This window comes from Streptomyces sp. NPDC092952 (genome assembly GCF_044754785.1).
Classification (GTDB): domain Bacteria; phylum Actinomycetota; class Actinomycetes; order Streptomycetales; family Streptomycetaceae; genus Streptomyces.
The window spans coordinates 557,347-578,601 of the sequence record NZ_JBIVPT010000004.1 but is presented as its reverse complement, the minus strand read 5'-3'; the positions used below and the strand labels follow the sequence as shown (position 1 = coordinate 578,601).

The 21,255-nt window shown below is 69.0% G+C and carries 21 protein-coding genes and 1 pseudogene; 14 read left to right on the top strand and 8 right to left on the bottom strand.

Annotation, left to right across the window (positions count from 1 at the left end; all coding sequences use genetic code 11):
• Positions 1-5: 5 nt before the first annotated feature.
• Positions 6-929, bottom strand: a complete 924-nt coding sequence (mshD, locus tag ACIQGQ_RS13860) for a mycothiol synthase (RefSeq protein WP_402394715.1) — start codon at positions 927-929, stop codon at positions 6-8.
• 327 nt (positions 930-1,256) lie between these two features.
• Here mshD and ACIQGQ_RS13855 point away from each other — a divergent pair, with 327 nt between their 5' ends.
• Positions 1,257-3,110: a bifunctional metallophosphatase/5'-nucleotidase gene (locus ACIQGQ_RS13855; RefSeq protein WP_402394713.1), complete on the top strand. Its 1,854-nt coding sequence runs from the start codon at positions 1,257-1,259 to the stop codon at positions 3,108-3,110.
• Here ACIQGQ_RS13855 and ACIQGQ_RS13850 read toward each other — a convergent pair.
• Complete coding sequence (locus ACIQGQ_RS13850) at positions 3,035-3,649, bottom strand: ATP-binding protein (protein ID WP_402394711.1); 615 nt, start codon at positions 3,647-3,649, stop codon at positions 3,035-3,037. The genes ACIQGQ_RS13855 and ACIQGQ_RS13850 overlap by 76 nt on opposite strands.
• A gap of 260 nt (positions 3,650-3,909) precedes the next feature.
• On the opposite strand from ACIQGQ_RS13850, the gene ACIQGQ_RS13845 reads away from it, so the two are divergent.
• The 9 genes and pseudogenes from ACIQGQ_RS13845 to ACIQGQ_RS13805 all read left to right on the top strand — a co-directional run bounded on the left by ACIQGQ_RS13845 (position 3,910) and on the right by ACIQGQ_RS13805 (position 11,819).
• Positions 3,910-4,761, top strand: a complete 852-nt coding sequence (locus tag ACIQGQ_RS13845) for a helix-turn-helix domain-containing protein (protein ID WP_402394708.1) — start codon at positions 3,910-3,912, stop codon at positions 4,759-4,761.
• 13 nt (positions 4,762-4,774) lie between these two features.
• Entirely contained in the window at positions 4,775-4,969 is a 195-nt protein-coding gene (locus ACIQGQ_RS13840; RefSeq protein ID WP_352278921.1) for a DUF397 domain-containing protein, read from the top strand.
• A gap of 332 nt (positions 4,970-5,301) precedes the next feature.
• Positions 5,302-5,664, top strand: coding sequence for a hypothetical protein (locus ACIQGQ_RS13835; RefSeq protein WP_402394705.1), 363 nt, complete (start codon positions 5,302-5,304; stop codon positions 5,662-5,664).
• Between the two features lie 203 nt (positions 5,665-5,867).
• Positions 5,868-6,293, top strand: a complete 426-nt coding sequence (locus ACIQGQ_RS13830) for a DUF6507 family protein (protein WP_402394702.1) — start codon at positions 5,868-5,870, stop codon at positions 6,291-6,293.
• Positions 6,290-8,668: a hypothetical protein gene (locus ACIQGQ_RS13825; protein ID WP_402394699.1), complete on the top strand. Its 2,379-nt coding sequence runs from the start codon at positions 6,290-6,292 to the stop codon at positions 8,666-8,668. Before ACIQGQ_RS13830 ends, ACIQGQ_RS13825 begins: the two co-directional genes overlap by 4 nt.
• On the top strand, positions 8,665-9,666 hold the full coding sequence (locus ACIQGQ_RS13820; RefSeq protein WP_402394696.1) for a hypothetical protein: 1,002 nt from the start codon (positions 8,665-8,667) through the stop codon (positions 9,664-9,666). The genes ACIQGQ_RS13825 and ACIQGQ_RS13820 overlap by 4 nt, the downstream gene beginning before the upstream one ends.
• A 73-nt stretch (positions 9,667-9,739) precedes the next feature.
• A pseudogene (locus ACIQGQ_RS13815) lies at positions 9,740-9,961 on the top strand (RDD family protein); the annotation flags it as partial.
• A gap of 298 nt (positions 9,962-10,259) precedes the next feature.
• Positions 10,260-11,126 carry an immunity 49 family protein gene (locus ACIQGQ_RS13810; protein ID WP_402394694.1) on the top strand — a complete coding sequence of 289 codons (867 nt, stop codon included), beginning with the start codon at positions 10,260-10,262 and terminating at the stop codon, positions 11,124-11,126.
• A gap of 87 nt (positions 11,127-11,213) precedes the next feature.
• The gene (locus ACIQGQ_RS13805) at positions 11,214-11,819 is read left to right on the top strand and encodes an RDD family protein (RefSeq protein WP_402394691.1); all 606 of its coding nucleotides are present in this window, start codon (positions 11,214-11,216) and stop codon (positions 11,817-11,819) included.
• Between the two features lie 50 nt (positions 11,820-11,869).
• Here the strand turns inward: ACIQGQ_RS13805 and ACIQGQ_RS13800 are convergent, their stop codons facing one another.
• Positions 11,870-12,400: a hypothetical protein gene (locus ACIQGQ_RS13800; RefSeq protein ID WP_402394688.1), complete on the bottom strand. Its 531-nt coding sequence runs from the start codon at positions 12,398-12,400 to the stop codon at positions 11,870-11,872.
• 153 nt (positions 12,401-12,553) lie between these two features.
• Positions 12,554-13,201 (bottom strand): hypothetical protein, encoded by a 648-nt coding sequence (locus ACIQGQ_RS13795; protein WP_402394686.1) that lies wholly within the window; start codon positions 13,199-13,201, stop codon positions 12,554-12,556.
• Here ACIQGQ_RS13795 and ACIQGQ_RS13790 point away from each other — a divergent pair.
• Positions 13,200-14,111 carry a phosphatidylinositol-specific phospholipase C gene (locus ACIQGQ_RS13790; protein ID WP_402394683.1) on the top strand — a complete coding sequence of 304 codons (912 nt, stop codon included), beginning with the start codon at positions 13,200-13,202 and terminating at the stop codon, positions 14,109-14,111. The two genes, ACIQGQ_RS13795 and ACIQGQ_RS13790, sit on opposite strands and share 2 nt — an antisense overlap.
• Before the next feature lie 17 nt (positions 14,112-14,128).
• Here ACIQGQ_RS13790 and ACIQGQ_RS13785 read toward each other — a convergent pair whose 3' ends face one another.
• A complete protein-coding gene (locus ACIQGQ_RS13785) occupies positions 14,129-16,045 on the bottom strand; it encodes a serine/threonine-protein kinase (RefSeq protein ID WP_402394681.1) in 1,917 nt (638 codons plus the stop codon).
• Between the two features lie 240 nt (positions 16,046-16,285).
• Here ACIQGQ_RS13785 and ACIQGQ_RS13780 point away from each other — a divergent pair, with 240 nt between their 5' ends.
• The 3 genes from ACIQGQ_RS13780 to ACIQGQ_RS13770 all read left to right on the top strand — a co-directional run bounded on the left by ACIQGQ_RS13780 (position 16,286) and on the right by ACIQGQ_RS13770 (position 17,811).
• Positions 16,286-16,876, top strand: coding sequence for a TetR/AcrR family transcriptional regulator (locus ACIQGQ_RS13780; RefSeq protein WP_402394678.1), 591 nt, complete (start codon positions 16,286-16,288; stop codon positions 16,874-16,876).
• A gap of 106 nt (positions 16,877-16,982) precedes the next feature.
• Positions 16,983-17,492 carry a DinB family protein gene (locus ACIQGQ_RS13775; RefSeq protein WP_402394675.1) on the top strand — a complete coding sequence of 170 codons (510 nt, stop codon included), beginning with the start codon at positions 16,983-16,985 and terminating at the stop codon, positions 17,490-17,492.
• A 157-nt stretch (positions 17,493-17,649) separates the two neighbouring features.
• Positions 17,650-17,811 carry a hypothetical protein gene (locus tag ACIQGQ_RS13770; protein ID WP_402394673.1) on the top strand — a complete coding sequence of 54 codons (162 nt, stop codon included), beginning with the start codon at positions 17,650-17,652 and terminating at the stop codon, positions 17,809-17,811.
• Positions 17,812-17,822: 11 nt separating this feature from the next.
• Here the strand turns inward: ACIQGQ_RS13770 and ACIQGQ_RS13765 are convergent, their stop codons facing one another.
• From ACIQGQ_RS13765 to ACIQGQ_RS13755, 3 genes are all read right to left on the bottom strand, one after another.
• A complete protein-coding gene (locus ACIQGQ_RS13765) occupies positions 17,823-19,253 on the bottom strand; it encodes a sensor histidine kinase (RefSeq protein ID WP_402394670.1) in 1,431 nt (476 codons plus the stop codon).
• Positions 19,250-19,981 (bottom strand): response regulator transcription factor, encoded by a 732-nt coding sequence (locus ACIQGQ_RS13760; RefSeq protein ID WP_402394668.1) that lies wholly within the window; start codon positions 19,979-19,981, stop codon positions 19,250-19,252. Before ACIQGQ_RS13760 ends, ACIQGQ_RS13765 begins: the two co-directional genes overlap by 4 nt.
• Positions 19,982-20,091: 110 nt before the next feature.
• The gene (locus tag ACIQGQ_RS13755; protein WP_402394666.1) at positions 20,092-21,219 is read right to left on the bottom strand and encodes a S1C family serine protease; all 1,128 of its coding nucleotides are present in this window, start codon (positions 21,217-21,219) and stop codon (positions 20,092-20,094) included.
• Between the last annotated feature and the right edge of the window lie 36 nt (positions 21,220-21,255).

The following is a 21,255-nucleotide window of genomic DNA, read 5'->3' as shown; positions in this document are numbered from 1 at the left end:
CGGACTCAGGACTCCGTGCGGTACATCAGGTCCACCTCGTGGGTCGTGAACCCCATCCGCTCGTACACCGCGAGGGCCGCCTTGTTGTCCGCGTCCACGTAGAGCATCGCGGTCGGCAGGCCCTCCGCCGCCAGGTGGCGCAGCCCGATCGCGGTGAGCGCCTTGCCGAGGCCGCCGCCCTGCGCGTCGGGCCGGATGCCGACCACGTACACCTCGCCGAGCCCCTCCTCGGCGTGCACCTTCGTCCAGTGGAAGCCGATCAGCTCGCCGTCCCGCTCGGCCAGGAAGAAGCCCTTCGGGTCGAACCAGGGCTCCGCCTTGCGGTCGTCCAGGTCGCGCTGGGTCAGCGAGCCCTGCTCCGGGTGGTGGGCGAAGGCGGCCCGGTTCACCGCCAGCCAGGCCGCGTCGTCCTCGCCGGGCACGAAGGTGCGTACGGTGACGCCCGGCGGGAGCACCGGCTCCGCGATGTCCAGCGACGTCAACGGGCGCCGCAGCTGGCGCAGTTCGCGGAAGAGGGCCAGCCCCAGCACCTGCGCGAGGTGGCGCGCCGCGGACTTCCCGCCGTGCGCCCACACCCGCAGCCGCTTGCCCGTGGTGGCGAGCAGCGCCGCGCCCAGCGCCCGCCCGTGGCCCTGCCCCCGGTACGAGGGGTGCACGACCAGCTCGGCGGCCGGCGCCTCCACCGGGTCGGTGTCCTCCAGCTGGGCGTACCCGACCAGGTCCGGCCCGCTGGTCAGCAGCAGATGCCGGACCCCCGCGCGCCGCCCGCCCCGCAGCTGGAGCCGCCCCTGCTCGGACACGGCCTGCCTGCCGTCGGACCGGGCCGCCTCGGCGAGCAGTTCGGATACGGCCTCCGCCTCCTCGGGGGAGAGCACGTCGAGCGTCCGGATCTCACGGCCGGGGGCGGGAAGAGCTGCGTCAGTCGTCATGGCTACGAGCGTACGGCGACGGCCCTGGCGCCGGGCGGCCCCGGCGGACACGGCGGGCAGGGGCCGGGCCCGGTTCAGCCGACCGGACCGGTGCGGCCGCCCGCCGCGCGCCGCTCCGTACGTACCGTGCCCGCCGTCTGACGGACGGTCGCCCCCGGGGCGCGGGGCGGGCCGGTGCCCGGGGCGCGGGCCCCGGCGGCACCACATGGCAACCAGTTCGTAACCCGCCAAACCTGTCGCGCTACGCGCGTTGACCCTAGGCTGCGCACGAAGTCTCCGGACTTGTCACAAATCGAAAACTTCCCGCTGAGAATTACAAGGGGACCGATGTCAGCGACACCGAAGAAGAACCGCGCGTCCCGGCGGGTGCTCACCGCCGCGGCCGGGCTCGCCACCGCGGGCGCGCTCATCGCCGCGATGCCGGCCGGCGCCCAGGAGAACCCCGGCAAGGGCAACAGCCAGGGCCGGCAGGGCAACCACGGCCAGGGCCCCACCGTCGACGTGCAGCTGCTGTCCTTCAACGACCTGCACGGAAACCTTGAGCCCCCGGCCGGCTCGGCGGGCACGGTCAACGAGACGCAGGCCGACGGCACCGTCAAGGCCGTCCCGGCCGGCGGTGTCGAGTACCTCGCCTCCTCGCTGCGCACCGCCCGCAAGGGCCACCCGTACTCGATCACCGCGGCGGGCGGCGACATGGTGGGTGCGAGCCCGCTGCTCTCCGGTCTCTTCCACGACGAGCCCACCATCGAGGCGCTCAACAAGATCGACCTGGACGTCACCAGCGTCGGCAACCACGAGTTCGACGAGGGCGCCACCGAGCTGGCCCGCCTCCAGAACGGCGGCTGCCACCCGGTCGAGGGCTGCTACGAGAAGGGCAAGAAGTTCCAGGGCGCGGACTTCCCCTACCTCGCCGCCAACGTGACGAACGAGAAGACCGGCAAGCCGATCCTCAAGCCGTACACGGTGTGGAAGAAGAACGGCGTCAAGATCGGCTTCATCGGAGTGACCCTGGAGGGCACCCCGAACATCGTCACGGCCAACGGCGTCAAGGGCCTCAAGTTCCACAGCGAGATCGAGACGATCAACAAGTACGCCAAGGAGCTGGACCGCCAGGGCGTCAAGTCCATCGTCGCGCTGATCCACGAGGGCGGCGCCCCGGCCTCGTCCTCGTACAACTACGACTGCGACAGCAACGGCCCCGGCGACGGCATCTCCGGCCCGATCACCACCATCGCCAAGGGCATCACGCCCAAGGTCGACGCGCTGGTCACCGGCCACACCCACCAGGCGTACGTCTGCACCATCCCGGACCCGGCGGGCAACCCGCGCCTGGTCACCTCGGCGTCCTCCTTCGGCAAGCTCTACACCGAGACGACGCTCACCTACGACCGCCGCACCAAGGACATCGTCCGCACGTCGGTGAAGTCGGCCGGTGCGAAGAACCCGAAGTCGGCCAACCACATCGTCAGCCGTGACCAGCCCAAGGCCAACGACATGACGGCCCTGATCGCGCGCTGGAACGCCCTCGCGGCCCCGATCTCCAACCGGCCGCAGGGCTACATCTCCGCCGACATCAACGGCCGTGGCTCCAACGCCTACGAGAAGCCGCTCGGCGACCTGATCGCCGACGCCCAGCTGGAGGGCCTGGCCCCGGCGGACAAGGGCGGTGCGGTCGTCGCGTTCATGAACCCGGGCGGCATCCGCGCCGACCTGGTGTACAAGGCGAGCGGCGCCGAGGGCGACGGTGTGGTGACGTACGGGGAGTCCTTCACCGTGCAGCCCTTCACCAACATGATGAACGTCGTCGACCTGACCGGCGCCCAGCTGGTCGCCGCTCTCCAGCAGCAGGTCAGCGGCTCCAACGAGGCCAGCCCGAAGATCCTCCAGATCTCCAAGGGCCTGACCTACACCCTGGACATGACGAAGTCCGGCGCGGCCCGCGTGGTCACCGACACCATCAAGCTGAACGGTGAGGCGATCGACCCGGCCAAGACCTACCGCGTCGCGATGAACGAGTTCCTGGCGGGCGGCGGCGACGGCTTCGCGGCCCTCGGCCAGGGCACGAACAAGCTGGTCGGCGCCTCCGACCTGGACATGTTCAACGACTACCTGGTGGCCCACTCCACGGCCGCCGCCCCGCTGGCCCCGCCGGCGGCCGACCGCATCACGGTCATCCAGTAGTACGACCCGTACCCGGTCGAGCGGGGCGGTGGGCCGACGGGCCCGCCGCCCCGCTCCGCGTTTCCGGCCCGCCTCAGGGCCCCGCCCCGGCCGAGCGTGAACCACACCGCCTTCCGGTACGGCACACCGCCGCCCAGCACCCGCGTACCCCACGCGTCCGCCACCCGCTCCACCAGCAACAACCCGCGCCCGCCTTCCGGTTGAAACGACCCGTCGCGCTGCCCGGGACACCGGGGCAGGTCCCAGGGGGCGTCGTCCGCGACGGAGACGGTGACCCGCTCGTCCCGCACGGCGACATGGACCTGGATCAGCGCAGTGGCCGTATGCCGATGCGCGTTGGCTACCACCTCCGTGACCAACAACCGTGCGTCGTCGACCAGTCCGGCCAGCCCGCCACATCTGCTGACGCCCAGCAGCGACGCCACGAAGTCCCGCGACACCTTGGCCGCCCCGGACGTGTTGGGCAGGGTCAGCCGGTAGATCTCGCTACCTGGCGGACCCGGCGGCGAGGGATGGGCGGTGGCGTGGACGGAGGTCATGTCGTTCTCCCAACGCGATGCGATGCGGTGCGAACGTGCTGGCGTGCGTGCGTCACTCGTCGCCCGTGGCGATGGCCGTACGCGGGCGTGGATGAACACGCCTGTGTACGGCTGCACTTCGGGCTTACCGGCGTGCGGCGCGATCTGTGAGAACGGTAGCGTGGACGTATCAATTGTTGTGTGAGAACCCATCATTCTTGCGAGAAGTGGACCCCTTCGAGGGATGCGGCCAGACTGGGTTTCGACAAGAGGAGAGGTTGATGCCACCGAGGAAACCCCCTACCGTCCGGCAGTGCCGACTGGGCGCGGAGCTGCGCAGGATGCGCGAGCACGCCGGTCTGACACCGACCGAGGCCGCCGCCCTGCTGGGCACGGACCGCACCACGATCAGCAACACCGAATCGGGACGGTTCGGTGTGAGCGGCACGAGAGTCCGTACGTGGGCCGGGCACTACGAGTGCTCCGACGCCGCCTATGTCGACGCGCTCGCCGGCATGGCTGAGGAGCGGATAAAGGGGTGGTGGGAGGACTACCGGGGTGAGCTTTCCGGAAGCGCGCTCGATCTGGCGGAGTTGGAGCACCACGCGACGGGTTTCCGGTCGGTCCAGATCATGCACATGCCCGGCCTTCTTCAGACCGAGGACTACGTGCGTGCCGTCTACGCGGAGGCGATGCCGGCCCCGACCCCGACGATGCTCCGGCGCAGGATCTCGCACAGGTTGAGGCGCCGTGACGTGCTCGACCGGCCGAACCCGCCCCTCTGCACGTTCCTGATCCACGAGGCGGCGCTCCGGATGCGGTTCGGCGGTCGCAAGGTGGCCCGTGGTCAGCTCGATCACCTGATGAAGGAGTCGGAACGCGACAACGTCACCGTCCGGGTGATCCCGTTTGCGGCAGGTGGCTTTCCGAACGCCAGCAGTTCGGCAAACTATGTCTATGGTCCGGTGCCGCAGCTCGACACCGTGCAGACGGACACCCCGACGGGTTCCGGATTCGTGGACGCCGAGGCGCGGCTCAGGGTCTTTCGAGCGGTGCTCGACCGGACGGAAGGGCGATCGCTCGATCCGCAGAGTTCAAGAGACTTCATCAAGGAAGTCTCAGAGCAAGTGTGAAGGCGTGAGAACCATGGACATTCAGTGGCGCAAGTCGTCGAAGTCGGCTGACGCCGACGGCAACGACTGCCTGGAGCTGGCCGAGCACGGTGGTGAGATTCTGCTGCGCGAGAGCGACAACCCGGATGTGGTGGTCCGCACCACCCGTGCGAAGCTTCGCGCTTTCCTCGGAGGCGTCAAGGAAGGCGAATTCGACGATCTGGCCTGATTCATGGCGTTCTAGCTTCGGGCGGTTCTCATCGGCGCAGGTGGGGGCCGCCCGAAGCGTTCATGGATGGCTTGGAATGAATCCTCTGCCTCTCTGAGTTGACCCCTCCCTCTCACTCGTTAGATATCAAACGCTTGATACGGCTTCCCATAAAACGCTAGCTTCGAAGTGTGCCTCCGGCCGACTCGGCCCCCGGTGGGTTGGCGGTCGTGATGCACAACTCCGCCCAGTGCTGCGCCCGTTGGGTGGAGTTCCGAAGGATCGCCTCGCGTTCGCGGCTCGTCACGCCGGCGGCGGGCGCGAGGCGATTCTGATGGCGCGAGGAGAGGCCCGTGCTCGACCGCCAGCGCCCCGCAACACCGTCCGCGACACGCGTCTTCTGGTGTGAACGGGTCACCTACCGGACGATGGCGGCCGACGAGATCGCCGAGGTGTCCCGGCACCAGGCGCTCGACCCCGCCGAGGCGATCCGCTTCATCCGCCTGAACGTAAGGGAGTTGGCGGTCGGGCTCCCGCCGTTCGAGCGGCACCGCGCGCTGAGTTGGGTCGAGGGCGGCGGATGCGTGGGTGCTCTTGCCGCCCTGCATCGCGGTGAACCCTGTGGACTCTCACTGAGCCACGGTGACGCCTGGATCGAGTGGACCGTACGCCCGGGGTTCGACCTCCCCGTGGATGCCGAGTCTCCGTTGCCGTAGAGGTCGCAATGGCGAACCAATCAGGAGTCTCCGGTCTGGTTCCGGCGCCCCGAAGTTCCTGTGAGCGCACGATCTCGGACGTAGTTGGCCGATTGTCAATTTGCTGATTGCAACAGCGATGTTCGGCTTGATAGGAAGGGCCTCAGGAACGGCTGTCCTGTCGCGGGGCGGGCGTTCGAATGCGACGTTCCGGGGGGCTTGCGGTGGTGGGTTGGGACATCCGTCCACAGGGAGTGCAGGGGCAGTTGGGGACGGTCGGCGGGCACGCCGACGACCTGCACAAGGCGCTGACATCGCTGCTGAAGACGGTGTCGGAGGCGGCGTCTGCGGCGGGTACGGCAGTGCCCGGTCCGCAGGCTTCCACCGCACTTCAGGGGCCGGTGGCGCCGGGGCAGGCACCGCTGTCGAGGGCGGCGGCGGGCCCGGTTGCGGCGGCGTTGGCGGAGTTTCTTCACGTGCGTGAGCAGGACTTCGTATCGATGGGGAAGCGCACCGAGGCCGCGGTGCTGGGTGCGGTGGACGCGACGAATGCCTACGTGCGCGGGGACTTGGAGACGGCCGAGCGTGCACAGAACGCCGCCAGGGCCGTGCGCGTGGACGAGCTGCGTCGGATGCGGGGGGCGCGGTGAGCGGCGGGGGTGCGGCGCCGGTCGACCCGGTCGGCATACCCGTGTTCACCGGCGATCTGGCTCTGCTGGACGTGAAGGTGACGGAGCTGTCGGGGTGCGGCGCGAAGATCGCGGAGGCGGCCGGTGACGTACACACCAGCTTCGGCGGGCTGAGCGCCTTCTACCAGGCGCCGGAGGCGGAGCAGCTCTTCGCGACGACGGCCCCGGTCGCGGCGAAGGGGCTCTCGCTGAGCGAGGACCTGCGCGTGGTCGCCGGTGCGCTCGGCACGTACTCGGACGACGCGTTCCCGCTGGTGGAGAAGTTGAAGGCGCTCAAGCGGGACGCGGTCGCCTTCCGGGTGAAGGTGAACGGGGACGACGACTGGGACGAGGACGGCGACCTGGTCGAGGAGAACAACCGGCGCCGCAACGAGATCGCCGAGGTGTGGGCCGCGTTCCAGGAGGTGGAGCGGGCCTGCCACGCGAAGATCGTCGCCCTGGTCGGCGGACATCCGCTGAAGACCGGTGACGGTTCGGGGAAGTCGGGGACGTACGGGTACGACGCCGAGGCGCTGAAGCAGGCGCCGAGTCTGCCGTGGGGCGAACCGGTCGAGGAGTCGGTGCCGTGGTGGAAGGTGTGGCGCCACGCCTACGACTTCGGTAAGGGCTTCATCGTCGACGGGGTCGGGGGCACCCTCGAAGGTCTCGGCATCCTGGTCGGCACCGAGGGCTGGGACTCCATGAAGCAGGCATGGACCGGCCTGGCCAAGCTCGCCACCGGAGTGACGCTCGCCATCACTCCTGGCGTCAACGGCATCTTCTGGGCGGCGCCGGACGACGAACTGCCCGCCTGGGTACGCGACTCACGCGCCGCGATGAAGGAGACCGGCAAGGCCCTGATCGCCTGGGACCAGTGGGGTTCCAACCCGTCCCGTGCGGCGGGGGCGGTCACGTTCAACGTCCTGACCACCGTCTTCACCGGCGGCACCGGCGGCTCCGCAGCGGGTGCCGGCAAGGCCGGCGCGTTGGCCAAGACCCTCTCCGTCGCGGGCAAGACCGCCCGTGTCGTCGACCCCATGACGTACGTCTTCAAGGGTGCGGGTGCCGGACTCACGAAGGTCAGCGACGTCATGACCGGGCTGAAGGGCCTGGAGACCACCACCTTCCCGCCTCTCCCGGACCACGTCATTACTGTCCCCGAGGGCACCCTCCGCCTCCCGGACGGCACCCTGCACCTCCCCGAGGGCGCCGCGATCCCCGACGGCGCGACCGCCCTCCCCAACGGCACGGTCGAACTCCCCGACGGTGCGGTGGCTCTCCCCGAAGGTGCCGTCCGTTCCCCGTTCGCCGGCGAAGCCGCCTACTTCGACCGTGACGGCAACCTCTACAAAGAGGACGGCACCCTCCTCCAACGCGCCGACCAGGCAACCAAGGAACGCAACCTCAACGCCCAACCCCCAGCCGCAGTCCACGAACCCGCCCTCACCGGCGCAGTCGCCCACCACACCCCCGACCACACCCCACCCGGCAACACCAGCCCCACCCCACCCCACAACCATCTCGACACCACCATTCATCACACCGAGCTGCCAGGGACCAGGCACAGCCCGAGCCACGACCTACCTGCGGGAAGCGGTACCGGAGGAGGTGGAGGTGGCGTCGGGGGCGGAGGGCCGGATGGATTCGCTCGTGACATCAGCGATCCTGGCGGGTGGGACAGGCCTCAGGACCACTCAGGCCCTCTGGAACTCGGTGGTGAAATGGAGGCGCAGGTACGTGGCCAGCTGACCAGCACTGGTGTGAAGCCTGACGACATTGAACGGGCCTTGAACAATTTGTCCAAGAATCCAGCTGGACAGGAAATATCCGAGATAATTTCGTCTGGAAAGCTTGGAGCTTTCGAAGGATACAGGGAGGTAGTGTCCGGCCTGAGTAGGCTTGATGGGATTTCAGGAGGGATTGAGCAACTGCGCCTCGGTGAGAGATTGCTTTCCGGAGGGGCTGATAAAATAGTTTTTGAGATCAAGCAGGATGGGTATGAAATAAAGCCCGGTGTCTTCACGGGTGAAAAGACAGATCTCGATGTGATGGCACGTGATGTGGACGGAACTGTATACGGGTGGCAACTAAAAGATATGACAGGCCCGGAATCTCCGGCCGACCCGGGTAAGGTTGTCAGGAATGTATTCAAGAAGATCCGGCAGCTCACGGACTCTCATGCGGACGTGAAAATTTTCTTGGTGGAGACCAAGGCGTCGAGGGCTGAAATAGCTACTCAGCTCGGTCGCCTGCATGGCTTGCACGCCAAAAATAATGTCCAGTTCATATTTCGTTCGCCGGACGGGAATTTGTTCGTTCCTCCCGAGGCTAAATTCTTCCCGAAAGGATCATCGTGATTACCAGCACGCCGGTAGCCCGTTGGACCTGGGGGTGCGACAGTGAGGAAGGGCTCATCATTCGGTGTATCCGTGATTCACTCAACGCCTACTCGATTCTTCATGCGCATCGCCTGGCCTGTGGGAGGCCCAACTTTAAAATTTCCGTCTCGGAGGCGGGCGCGTCGGGCAGTTACCTATTTCGTGGTGAAATCCCCTCGGAAGGTGGGGGCCGAGATGAGGTCGCTCAAAGGTTTGCGCGTGTCATCGAGGCGAGAGTCGACGCAGGGTCGATAGGATCGGTAGATACCTCCATCCGGTGCGCCGGAATGCTTGTGGGTGAAGAGGGTGATTACCTCCAGGAAAACCTGTTCCAACTCGGCACTTCTGCGTTTCTTGATTTCGTCACCACTGATTTGACTACCTTTTCCGATGCGTGGATGGCCTATGACCTCAAAGGTAATCCTCAACCTTCTGTGTATGCCAAGAATTCACCCAGGTTGGCTTCTGCTCTGAGGGACTTTTCTGTGGTCCTCGATTCAGATACGGGGCCAGAAGATCCGACTTACTTTGGGAAACCCACTGAAACTGGCGTAGAAAGTCATTTCGAGGATGATGGTGCGCCGTCCGATTCGTGGGGGCGGTTCGAGATCCCTTACCGGAACAGGATCTTCAGGCATACCCAAGAATTTGAGCAGGGCTATCGGCGTGAGGCGTCAGGTCGCGTCCTGTACTTCCCGGCTCGCAGTCGCAGCGGAGTTCTGGGCTACCTCTGGGCATCAAACAGCGAAGGTGCGGCGAGTTTCGAACCCCGCGATGAAGCCGACGTTGAGGGCTACCAAGCCGGACTTATCTGGTTGGAGCGGCTAAAAGAAGCCTATGTGCGGGGAATGACGCCTGAGGCCGCGCTGATGGTTCTTCGGGAGATGCCACAAGCTGCTGAAGCGGGAATTCTGGTAGAGGAGGCTCCGCTGGAGGCAAGGGAAATCTTGGAACTTCGGCAGCCACGCCTGTCATGACTGGTCACTGATCGTTTTTAGAAATGCCTCGCCCTGGAGGGGCAGTAGTGACAACGCTCAGTGGGTGCCGTGGACCGGGCAGACGACCGGGAAGTGGGTCCTGGGCATCAGCCTGCGTCGTGAGGCCGATGGCGGCACGCTCGGCATGGGGATGGCGTTCGTGCGCAAGCTCGCGCACATCGTGGACAGCCTGCCCTGTTACATCGGCTGGTTCCTGCCGCTGTTCGACACCAAGCGGCAGACGTTCGCCGACAAAATGTGCCGCACCGTGGTCGTCAAGGTCAGCCACACCTGAACTGCCCACGCGTGCGGGCGGTGTGGTCACCCCCTTGCAAAAATATGTGACACATGAGGGGGCAGGTGTCACATTAAAAAACGCCCCCCCGGGCAGCCAGACGGCAGCACAGCACCATCGCGTCATTCCTGCCCGCAGACCGAGGCCTTGAACTCGGCCGTGGAGAGGATGACCGCCACTTCCTTGTTGTAGGCAAGTGCATCATGGGAGCTGTGAATATCTCTTCATTTTACAAGAATGCGGGAACATATACCGGATATCGATACAGGTGATTTGACATCAGAAAGGGAACCCTTCCGTGACTGTGAACTTTGCCCGACATGACCTGTCGATGAGGTCCGATGTAGGGCAACTTGTCGAAGGCTTGGACGAAATGCTTCTCGATGAGATCTCGTCTCTCGAAGAGGCGACCGAGCTGATTGATTCGGCCGCTTCGACGGCTAATATACTGTTGCATGCTCGCTGCATTTCCGACCCTCGGGCAGCGGCGGTGGAAACTTGGGAATCTGCTGTGAACGCCATGCAGCTCAGTTCGGCTCTGTTCGCCGTGACTGGTATTTTCGAAGGTTCGGTGGAATGTCGAGTAAATCGAAAGTCGCTTACTCTCCAGGCAGCCAGGGGGCCGCAGTCGTCTGCTGATGCGGGAAGCTGGTTGTCCGCATTCTGGTTGGCTGTGATTTGTCGGGAACAGCGGCGGATGACGGAGTTGTGCGAGATTCCGTTGGAGCGGTTGCGGAGTCCTGAGGGCGCGTATGACGAGTACATCTACCACTGGGTGGATACGTTGCAGACGTACTGGTTGCGGCGGCCGGGGTTGGTGGAGAAGCTCACTGCTGCGATTGAGATGTCGGACCTGTCCGTGGCGCGGATCGCTCCGGCTGACTTGCTGCAGGGGCAGCTCTATCCGCCGATCAATCTCTTCTACCACTTCGTTACCAGGGACATTGAAGGTTTTACTCCCGCTCTGATTGATGCCCTGAAGCTGCACCAGGCGTACTGGACCTTGACCGAAGAGCGCTCCACCGAAACGGGCGGCAGTATTGCGCTTGGTCCCCTGGCCATCGCCTGTCTCGCGTACGACGGGAAGTTCCCGATCGGTGTCGAGTCCGAGTACCTTCCGAAACACCTGCTCCAGCACTCCTGGCTCGGCGAATTCCCCACCTGAGCCAACCTGGATCACTATGCGGCCTGGTCAGACTCGCAACCGGGTCGCGAATCGTGTGTATTTCCCCGCGCAGCCTGTTTCCGTTCCATGGAGAGCACCTTGAGTTTCGGCGACCCGCATACCCCGTACGACCCGCAGAATTCACCTGCCCAGCCCGGATACCAGGCCTCGGCGCCGCAGAGCATGCCCGGGCACGCGCCGTACGGGTACACGCCTTACGGGTATCCGCCGCACGGGGCGTATCCGCAGGGCGGGTACGGGGTGGGCGTGCCGCCGCTGGCGCATTGGGGGCGTCGGGTTGGCGCCTATCTGCTTGACGGGCTGATCATTCTGGGGCCGATGTACGGGATGGGGTTCATCGATCTGGCCCGCAGTGACGATCCGGCGACCGCGGAGCCCGGCGCGTTCTTCGCGGTCGGTGTCGTCTACACCCTGGTGATGGCGATATTCCAGCTCTACAGGGAAGGGGCGACCGGCCAGACGACCGGGAAGTGGGTCCTGGGCATCAGCCTGCGTCGTGAGGCCGATGGCGGCACGCTCGGCATGGGGATGGCGTTCGTGCGCAAGCTCGCGCACATCGTGGACAGCCTGCCCTGTTACATCGGCTGGTTCCTGCCGCTGTTCGACACCAAGCGGCAGACGTTCGCCGACAAGATGTGCCGCACCGTGGTCGTCAAGGTCAGCCACACCTGAACTGCCCACGCGGGCGGGCGTGCGGGCGGCCGGGCGGCAGCGCCATCGCGTCATTCCTGCCCGCAGGCCGTGGCCCTGAACTCGGCCGTGGAGACGGTGACGGCCACTTCCTTGCCGACTCCTGTGGGCCGCTGGTAGAAGACCTTTCCCGGCGTGAGCCCGTCCAGGTCGGCCAGGGTGAAGGTGACGTGGCTCGCCGACCACGAGTTGTCCTTGGTCCACCCGTAGAGCGCGTAGGCAGTCCTGGGGGTCAGTGGGGTGAGGGGGCCGGTTGCGGTCCAGCCGGGGGCAGGGGGATCGAGGGGCCAGGTGGTGAGACCCGGCGCGAGGGGGCGGTCGGCCGTCCAGTTGCCTGCGGGGGGCTCATCGCCGGCGTCGTCGGTGTCCACGTAGAGGGTCGCGCCGTCGATGTGGTGGCCGCAGACCATGATGACGCCGAGGAGGTGGCCGTCGTCGGTCACGGAGATGCCGGAGACGGCGTCGATGGGAACGCCGCAGCCCGAGACCGTGACCAGGGCCGCACCGGTGGCGACGGCGCCGACGAGGCGCCGGAGCGCCGGGCGTGGAGTGGTCGACCGCATGGCTCAGCCCCCTGTCCGGGCGCGCGCGAGGCACCCTGTCGTCGGAGCGTAGGAGGGCGGGCGGTGTCCGGTGTGTGCCTGTTCCCATCCGTTGTGCGCTTGTTGTCGTCCCGTAGTCGTCCGGCGGCAGGAGCGGGGGTGGCGGTCGGGGCGTCAGCCCTCGTCGTTCAGGACGACGTCGTACGCGTCGTCGTAGTCGTGGTCCCTCAGCACGAGGGAAAGCGTGGGGCGTACGTCGGTGAAGCGGATGTCTACGGTGCTCTCCCGCTCGCCCTGGAAGAAGTCGGCCGTGGCCGGGTGCAGGGCGGGGCCGCTCCATCGGGCCGTCCAGCGTTTCGCGTCGGCCTCGGGGTCCCCGTCGGACGCCGCGAGCGCGGCCAGGCCGTCGGCGTCGCGGGCCTTGAGACGGGCCAGGACCTGTTCCGTGACGGAGAGGCTGCCGGGGGTCGGGCGGCCGGTGACCTTGAGGTCCAGCTCGTTGGTGCCGTTGCGGACGCGCTCGGGGGTCTTGTCCGTGTTCAGGGCATCGCAGCCGCCGAGGGCCAGGATCGCGGCTCCGGTCAGGGCGAGGGCTCTGGCGCCCCGCCCGATGGTGTCGCGGTGCCGGGAAGTGGCGTTGATGTCGGCTCCTTGGCGGCGGGTCCGTCCACCGGACGGATCGGTAGACCGGTAGATCGGTAGGAAGTAAGGATAATGACGCCTTTTGGGCGTCCGGGGCGGCCGTTGACGCTGTTCCCGATGTGACGTGTGCCGGTCATAATCTGACGGCTGACCCCACGGCAGACGGAGGACCGCCCGCATGAGCCCGTACCGCCCGCACGGCCCGAACCCCGCCACCCGCCGGAACTTCCTGGCCGGAGCCCTCGCCGCCACCGCCACCGTGCTGATCGGCGCGGGCTCCGCGCGCGCCGACAGCCGGCAGGCGCTCACCACCCAGGGGTGGATGGGCGCGATACCCGACGCGACCGCGCTGCGGGCCCTCACGATCCCGGGGTCGCACGACTCCGGCGCACGGTACGGCGGGCCCTGGACCGAGTGCCAGAACACCACGATCGCCGAGCAGTTGGACAGCGGCATCCGCTTCCTCGACGTACGGTGCCGGATCACCGACGGATCGTTCGCGATCCACCACGGGGCCTCGTACCAGAACCTGATGTTCGGCGATGTGCTCGGCGCCTGCTGGGACTTCCTGGCGGCGCACCCCACCGAGACCGTGCTGATGCGGGTCAAGCAGGAGTACTCGGAGGAGAGCGACGCGGCGTTCCGGGCGGTCTTCGACGACTACCTCGACAACCGGGGCTGGCGCCCGCTGTTCCGTATCGGCTCCTCGCTGCCCTCGCTGGGGGAGGCGCGCGGCAAGGTCGTGCTCCTCGCCGACAACGGCGGGCTGCCCGGCGTCCGGTACGCGGACCCGGAACTCTTCGACATCCAGGACGACTACATGGCGGAGCCGTTCGCCAAGTACCCCAAGATCGAGGACCAGTTCCGCAAGGCGGCCGGGCAGCCGGGCAAGCTGTTCATGAACTACGTCAGCACCGCCGCCCTGCTGCCGCCCCGCTGGAACGCAGACCGGCTCAACCCGCAGGTGCACTCCTTCCTCGACGGCGCGGAGGCCTCCGGCTGGACCGGCCTCGGCATCGTCCCGCTGGACTTCCCGGCGACCCGACCGGGCCTGGTCGAGTCGTTGATCCGGCACAACCCGGGGGTCTGAGACGCCGGCCGGCCGAATCAGCCCCGCTTGTAGAAGTAGCCGTCGCCGCTGGCGGGGCCGACGTTGTGCCGGATGCCGCCGGGGTTGAGGACGAAGAATGACGGGTCCAGTGACCGGTAGCAGTAGCCGGGGTTCGCGCCGACGAGCTGGAGGGCGCCGACGTTGACGCGGCTGCTCGTCGTAGAGGTCACCTTTCCCTCGTACGGGCAGTTGTTGTACGGGTAGTCGGACATGCGCACCACACCCGTCCGGGAGATGGTGACGGTGCCCGGCTGCCCGGTGTTGTACGTCTCGCCGTACTTCCAGGTGCCCACGAACGAGGAGGGGACCGAGCTCCCGCCGCCCGAACCGCCCGAGCCGCCCGTGGAACCACCGGAGGAGCCGCCCGAACCGGTGGTGGAGCCCGAGGAGGACCCGGACCCGTCGCCGGATCCGCTGCCGGATCCCGCCCCGGTTCCGCCGCTGCGTGACCCGCTGCCGGTGGAGCCGGAGGTACCCGAGCCTCCGCCCTGGCCGGTGGCGTTCCGGCCGTCCGTCCCGTCCTGCCCGTCCCGTCCGTCCTTGCCGTCGCGGGCCTTCCCGCTCCTGCCGTCGGAGGCGTGGGGGCTCTTCCGGCTCCGGGGCGGAGTGGCGGACGGGGAGGCGGACGGGGCCGCCGGGGAGGCCGTGCCCGTGGGGCCGGTGGAGGAGGTGGCGGGCGGGGACGCGTGGTCGTCCCGGTCGCCGCCGAACGGCTGCAGCACGGCCAGCGTCCCGGCGCCCCCGCCCAGGACCAGGACCAGGGGGACGGACACGATCAGCGCCCGGCGCCGCCGTTCCCGCCCGGGTTTCTCCTTCCGGGGCGGCGGTGTCGGTGACTGCGGTTCCGGTTCTGCCGGCGCCCCGCCGGGAGCGGCCGGCTCGGGTTCGGGCGCCGGCGGGCGGAGGGCGACCGTGCTCCGGTCCACCGGCTCCCGGCGTACCGGCTCCGCGTCCAGCAGCCGCGCGGACCGCCGCGCGAGGTGGCCGACCACCTCCGGCGGCAGCCACGACGCCGCGCCCGACGCGGGTCGCGGCCGGTCGGGGTCGGCCAACAGCTCCTCCACCGAAGGGCGTTGGTCGACCGCCTTGGTCAGAAGCCGGTCGATCAGGGCGCGCAGCGACTCGTCACGTACGGGGCCGAGATCCGGCGCGCCCTCGACGATGCGGTACATCACCGCGTGCTGGTTGCTCGCGCCGCGGCCGAACGGGAGCGTGCCGGTCGCCGCGTAGGTCAGTACGCAACCGAGCGCGAACACATCGCTCTTCGGGCCCACGTCCTCCCCGAGGACCTGCTCCGGGGCCATGAACCCCGGTGAGCCGATCACCATCCCCGTACTGGTGAGGAGGGACTCGACCGAGGTCTCGACGGCGCGGGCGATGCCGAAGTCGATGACCTGGGGGCCCTCGGCCGTGAGCATCACGTTCGAGGGCTTGAGGTCGCGGTGGACGATGCGGGCCGCGTGGATGTCCTTCAGCGCGTGCAGGAGCCCGTCGGCGAGGGCGAGGACCGACGAGGTGGGCAGCGCGCCGTGGCCGCGTACGACCTGTTCCAGGGAGAGCCCGGGGACGTAACCGGTGGCGACCCAGGGGTACTCCTCGTCGGGGGCCGCGTCCAGCACGGGCGCGGTGTAGCGCGCGCCGACCCGCCTCGCCGCCTCGACCTCGCGCCGGAAGCGGGCCCTGAACTGCGGGTCCGCCACGTGCTCGGCGTGCACCACCTTGACCGCGACCGTACGGCCGCCCTCCGAGCGGGCGAGATAGACCCGGCCCATACCGCCCGAGCCGAGCCTGCCCAGCAGCAGATAGGGCCCGATGCGGACCGGATCGTTCGCTGCCAGCGGCTCTATGTCTCCGTCGAGGCCGCCCCCGCCGCCCCCGCCGCCCCCGTGGTCGTCGTGATGCGCGCTGGTCATGTCCGAGTGTTCCCCCGTGTGTCCCGCGCCGTGGCCCCCGAGGGCGAACCGGCCAGTCCGAAATGCCTTCACCACAACGTGAGTTGGGGTGAGCGGGGTTCAGTCTGGGGTACCACATACGGCAATTGGAACTACTTCCGGAAATAATTTCGGAAACTTCACTAGGCTGTCCGGCCGGGACACCGTGGAAGGGGCCGACGGGACGTGCGGCCTCTGGCTCCGGAAGCGAGGACGGCATCGATGAGCCCGAAGCAGCAACGAGGTGAGGCCACCGCCGCGCAGGTGCTCGACTGCGCCCTCGACCTCTACGAGGCCAGGGGCGAGGCCGGTCTCACACTCGGCGCGATCACCTCGGCCAGCGGGGTCAGCGCGGGAAGCGTCTACCACCATTTCGGCAGCCTCCAGGGCGTGGTGCTCGCCCTCGCGCAGTCCTGGCTGGGGCGGCTCCTCGACGACCTGGGCGCGGCCCTGGAAGAGGTGGACGACGCCCGGGACGGGGTGCACGCGCTGGTGCGGGCCTATCTGCGCTTCGTCCAGCTCAACCCGGGCGCGGCCCGGCTCATGCACTCCGTCGCCGCCGACCGCGAGATCGATGCGCACGCCCGGCGGATACGGGGCGCGCAGGAGGCCCGGCTGGCCCCGCTCGCTGCCTGGCTGCACGCCCGGCAGAGCTCGGGGGAGCTCGTCGACCTTCCCCTTCCCGTGCTGGAATCGCTGATCCTGGGGCCGGTCACGGCGGTCGCCCGCCGCTGGCTCTCCCTCGGGGACGTGGACCTGGCCGAGGCCGAGCGGGCCATGGCGGACCGCATCTGGCGCTCCGTAGGCCGGTAGGCACGTGAGCCGGGCGCGTCGGGCCCGGCCCCCGGAACCCCTCCCTCGGCGGTCCCGTGTCGTCGGATACTGATCAACACCGTTACGGACGACGAGGAGTACGCCAGTGACCAGCGATCATCGAACGGGACCGCCCCATCTCGGCAGCGAGCGCGAGACGTTGCGGGCCTTCCTCGACTACCACCGCGCGACCCTCGCCATGAAGTGCGAGGGGCTCACCGACGAGGAACTGCGGCAGCGGTCGATGCCGCCCTCCACGCTGTCGCTGCTCGGGCTGGTACGGCACATGGCGGAGGTGGAACGCACCTGGTTCCGGCGGGTGTTCGAGGACAACGACGTGCCGCTGGTCTGGTCCGACGAGATGGACTTCCAGGCGGCGTACGACGCGGGCTCCTCGACGCGGGAGGAGGCGTTCGCCGCCTGGGAGGCCGAGGTGGCGGCGGCGCGCCGGATCGAGTGGGCGGCGGATTCGCTCGACCTGGTCGGATTCCAGCCGAGGTGGGGCGAGGAGGTCTCGCTGCGGATGGTGATGGTGCACGTGCTCCTGGAGTACGGACGCCACAACGGGCACGCGGACTTCCTGCGCGAGGGCGTCGACGGGGCCGTGGGCGCCTGAGGCGACGACCGAACCGGGGCGGGATGGCCGGAAACCGCCTACGTTGTGGATCTTTCGTACATCTGGGCCAGGGGTGGGGATCCGTATGGCGGCGGCGCGCGGGAACGGGAACGGAACCGAGAACGGGGGCGGGGGAACGCCGGGAGCGTGGGGCACGGTGCGCCGTCGGCTGATCGTCCTCGGCGTCGCGCTCACCGCTCTCGGTGGCTTCGTCTCCGTCCGCATCCCGGTCGAGGCCGAGGACGAGCTGTACGAGCCGCTCTGGTTGGGCGCGGGTGGCGTTCCGCAGTTCGCCGCGGAGTTCCGGCGCCGCCTCTGAGCGGCCCCGCCTCACAGGCCCGGCGGTGGTGTCGGGGCGCCCGGGAGGCGGATCGTGGCGAGGGTGCCGGGGCCGCCGTCCGGGGCCGGGCGGAGGGTGATCTCGCCGCCGGCCTGCTGGACCGTGCGGGCGACGATCGACAGGCCCAGGCCCGAGCCGGGGAGCTGGCGGGCGGACGGGGAGCGCCAGAAGCGTTCGAAGACGTGCGGGAGTTCGTCGGCGGGGATGCCGGGGCCCTGGTCCCGTACGGTCAGTTCGCCGTTGCGCAGGGCGATCTCGACGGTGCCCCGGGGCGGGCTGAACTTCACCGCGTTGTCCAGGACGTTGACCACCGCCCGCTCCAGCGCGGCGGGCTCGGCCCGTACGTACCAGGGGGCCAGGTCGGCCCGGATGGTCAGCTCCGGGCCGCGCAGCCGGGCGCGTTCCAGGGCGGTGTCCGCGATGTCGTGCAGCGCGACGACCTGGAGCGGGCCGGGGGCCGGGGCGTCGGGGCGGGCCAGTTCCTGGAGGTCGCCGATGAGCGAGGCCAGTTCGGTCATCTGCGCCTTCACCGAGGTCATCAGGGCCCTGCGGTCGTCGGGCGGGATGGCCCGGCCGGTGTCGTCGCTGCGGGCGAGGAGCTCGATGTTGGTGCGCAGCGACGTCAGCGGGGTGCGCAGCTCGTGGCCCGCGTCGGCGATCAGCTGGGCCTGGCGGTCGCGGGAGCTGGCCAGGGAGGCGGTCATCGAGTTGAAGGAGCGGGAGAGCCGGGCGATCTCGTCCTCGCCGTCGACCGGGATGCGGACGGTGAGGTCCTCGGTGCGGGCGACGTGCTCGACGGCGCCGGTGAGCCGGTCGACCGGGCGCAGGCCGGTGCGGGCCACCCAGAGCCCGGCCGCCCCGGCGCCGACGACCCCGATGCCGGAGACGACCAGGAGCATCCAGGCGAGCGAGGAGAGCGGGTCGTCGATCTCGCTCAGCGGGCGGGCCACCGAGACCGCGAAACCGCCCGTGACCAGCCCGGGCAGCGGGGTGCGGGTCTCGTACGGGTAGGTGTGCACCCGTACCTTGCTGCCGTTCCTGGTGGTGGCCGTGTGCAGGGCGTCGTGCTGTTCCCCGGCGGCGACGGCGGTGTCCGCGGGCGTCACGTCGATCGGGGAGGCCCCGGCCGAGGTGCAGGTGCTGCCGGACGCGGTGACCAGCTGCACGGTGTACGTCCCCTTGACCGGCGGGGGAGCGGCCTGGTCGGGGCGGGTGCAGGCGGCGAACAGGCTCCGTACGAGGTCGTCGCTGACCGAGACGTTCCGCAGCGAGGTGTCGAGCTGGTTCTCCAGCTGCTCCCGGGTGACGAACCAGCAGGCCACCGCCACCGCCGCGACCGCCGCCGCGACCGCGCTCGCCACCAGCAGGGCGAGCCGGGAGCGGAGCGGCAGGGCCCGGAAACGGGACGGGGAGCCGGTCATCCGTCACCGCCGCCGGCGCGGAGCGCGTAGCCGACCCCGCGCACGGTGTGCACGAGGCGCGGCTCGCCGCCCGCCTCCGTCTTGCGGCGCAGATACATCACGTACACGTCCAGGGAGTTGGAGCTGGGCTCGAAGTCGAAGCCCCACACGGCCTTGAGGATCTGCTCGCGGGTGAGGACCTGGCGCGGGTGGGCCAGGAACATCTCCAGCAGGGTGAACTCGGTACGGGTCAGCTCGACGCGGCGGTCGCCCCGGGTGACCTCGCGGGTGGCGAGGTTCATCCGGAGGTCGGCGAAGGCCAGTTCGTCGGGGTCGGCGGCGGTGGTGCCCGCCGGGGCCGCGTACGAGCTGCGGCGCAGCAGGGCGCGGATGCGGGCGAAGAGCTCGTCCAGCTCGAAGGGCTTGACCAGGTAGTCGTCGGCGCCCGCGTCGAGGCCGGTGACCCGGTCGCCGACGGTGTCGCGGGCGGTCAGCATCAGGATGGGGGTGGTGGTGCCGGCGGAGCGGAGCCGTCGGGCGGCGGTCAGGCCGTCCATCCGGGGCATCTGGATGTCGAGGACGATGAGGTCGGGGGCGTACGACTCGGCCCTGGCCAGCGCGTCGAGACCGTCGACGGCGACCTCGGTCCCGTAGCCCTCGAACGCGAGGCTGCGTTGCAGGGCCTCGCGCACGGCGGGTTCGTCGTCGACGATCAGGATGCGCTGCGGGGCGTCCTCGGCGGGGCTCATCGGTCGTGGTCCTCTTCCCCGGTCGGTCCGGTTCTCTCGTTCGCGTACGGCGGTGGCTTCCGGGTCTCAGCCTCGCACGCCCGGGCGCCCGGCCCCGTACGGCCGGGCCCTCAGGAGCTGCCGCCGGAGCGCAGGGAGTCCAGGTCGGCCTTGAGGGTGTTCACCGGGATGGCGAAGCCGAGCCCCACGCTGCCCGCGCTCGAACTGTCCGAGCCGCCGGACGAACTCGCCGAGTACATCGCGGAGTTGATGCCGATGATCTCGCCGTTCATGTTGATGAGGGCGCCGCCGGAGTTGCCGGGGTTGAGCGAGGCGTCGGTCTGGATGGCCTTGTACGTGGTGGTCGACTCGCCGGTGTCGCCGTTGAACTGGCGGCCGCCGAACTCGAACGGCCACTGCCCGCCGCCCAGCCCGCCCTGGCTCTGGTCCTGTCCCTGGCTCTGGCCGCTGCCGTCCTCCTTGGCGACGGTGACATCGCGGTCGAGGGCGGAGACGATGCCGCTGGTGACGGTGCCGGTGAGGCCCTCGGGGGAGCCGATCGCGACGACCTGGTCGCCGACCGCGACCGCCGAGGAGTCGCCCAGTGTGGCCGTCTTGAGTCCGCTCGCGCCCTGGAGCTTGATCAGGGCGAGGTCCTTGGCGGGGTCGGTGCCGACGACCTTCGCGGTGTACGTGCGGCCGGTGCTGAGCTGCACCTTGATCGACGAGGCGCCGGAGATGACGTGGTTGTTGGTGACGATCTCGCCGTCGGAGGTGATGACCACGCCGGAGCCGGTGGACTCGCCCGCCGTCGACGCCGCGTTGATCTCGACGATCATCGGGGAGACGGCCTTGGCGACACCGGCGACGGTGCCCTTGCTGCTCTGCGAGACGGTGGTGCCGGGGACGACACCGGCGGCGGAGTCGGTGTCGCCGCCGCGGCCGGTGAGCTCGCCGACGAGGGCGGCGGTGCCGCCGCCGACGACCGCCGCCGCGATGGCCACCGCGGCCAGGAGGGCCACCGGGCGCCTGGCCCGCTCGCGGTGACGGGGCGCGGCCGGCTCGGGCGGGGGCCACGCGGCCTGCTCGGACTGCGTCTGCGCCTGCGGGTACGGCTGCGGCTCCGGGTGCGTCTGTGTCTGCGGCTGCGCGGAGGGCTGCACGGGCGGGTATGACGGCGGCGGCGGGTAGGCCGCGTCGCCGTTGCCGTACGAGGGGTACATCGGGTACTCGCCGCTCGGGCGCTGGCTCTCTGTCATGACTACGAGCGTGTCCGCCGAAGATGAGAGGAGCCT

What these genes read in the sequence shown, in the direction of transcription:
- ACIQGQ_RS13795 (WP_402394686.1), bottom strand. Translation starts at nt 13,201, where the DNA reads ATGCGGGCGGTCCTCCGTCTGCCGTGGGGTCAGCCGTCAGATTATGAC.
- ACIQGQ_RS13765 (WP_402394670.1), bottom strand. Translation starts at nt 19,253, where the DNA reads ATGACCGGCTCCCCGTCCCGTTTCCGGGCCCTGCCGCTCCGCTCCCGG.
- ACIQGQ_RS13790 (WP_402394683.1), top strand. Translation starts at nt 13,200, where the DNA reads ATGAGCCCGTACCGCCCGCACGGCCCGAACCCCGCCACCCGCCGGAAC.
- ACIQGQ_RS13850 (WP_402394711.1), bottom strand. Translation starts at nt 3,649, where the DNA reads ATGACCTCCGTCCACGCCACCGCCCATCCCTCGCCGCCGGGTCCGCCA.
- ACIQGQ_RS13855 (WP_402394713.1), top strand. Translation starts at nt 1,257, where the DNA reads ATGTCAGCGACACCGAAGAAGAACCGCGCGTCCCGGCGGGTGCTCACC.
- ACIQGQ_RS13840 (WP_352278921.1), top strand. Translation starts at nt 4,775, where the DNA reads ATGGACATTCAGTGGCGCAAGTCGTCGAAGTCGGCTGACGCCGACGGC.
- mshD (WP_402394715.1), bottom strand. Translation starts at nt 929, where the DNA reads ATGACGACTGACGCAGCTCTTCCCGCCCCCGGCCGTGAGATCCGGACG.
- ACIQGQ_RS13760 (WP_402394668.1), bottom strand. Translation starts at nt 19,981, where the DNA reads ATGAGCCCCGCCGAGGACGCCCCGCAGCGCATCCTGATCGTCGACGAC.
- ACIQGQ_RS13755 (WP_402394666.1), bottom strand. Translation starts at nt 21,219, where the DNA reads ATGACAGAGAGCCAGCGCCCGAGCGGCGAGTACCCGATGTACCCCTCG.
- ACIQGQ_RS13780 (WP_402394678.1), top strand. Translation starts at nt 16,286, where the DNA reads ATGAGCCCGAAGCAGCAACGAGGTGAGGCCACCGCCGCGCAGGTGCTC.
- ACIQGQ_RS13800 (WP_402394688.1), bottom strand. Translation starts at nt 12,400, where the DNA reads ATGCGGTCGACCACTCCACGCCCGGCGCTCCGGCGCCTCGTCGGCGCC.
- ACIQGQ_RS13805 (WP_402394691.1), top strand. Translation starts at nt 11,214, where the DNA reads ATGGAGAGCACCTTGAGTTTCGGCGACCCGCATACCCCGTACGACCCG.
- ACIQGQ_RS13845 (WP_402394708.1), top strand. Translation starts at nt 3,910, where the DNA reads ATGCCACCGAGGAAACCCCCTACCGTCCGGCAGTGCCGACTGGGCGCG.
- ACIQGQ_RS13785 (WP_402394681.1), bottom strand. Translation starts at nt 16,045, where the DNA reads ATGACCAGCGCGCATCACGACGACCACGGGGGCGGCGGGGGCGGCGGG.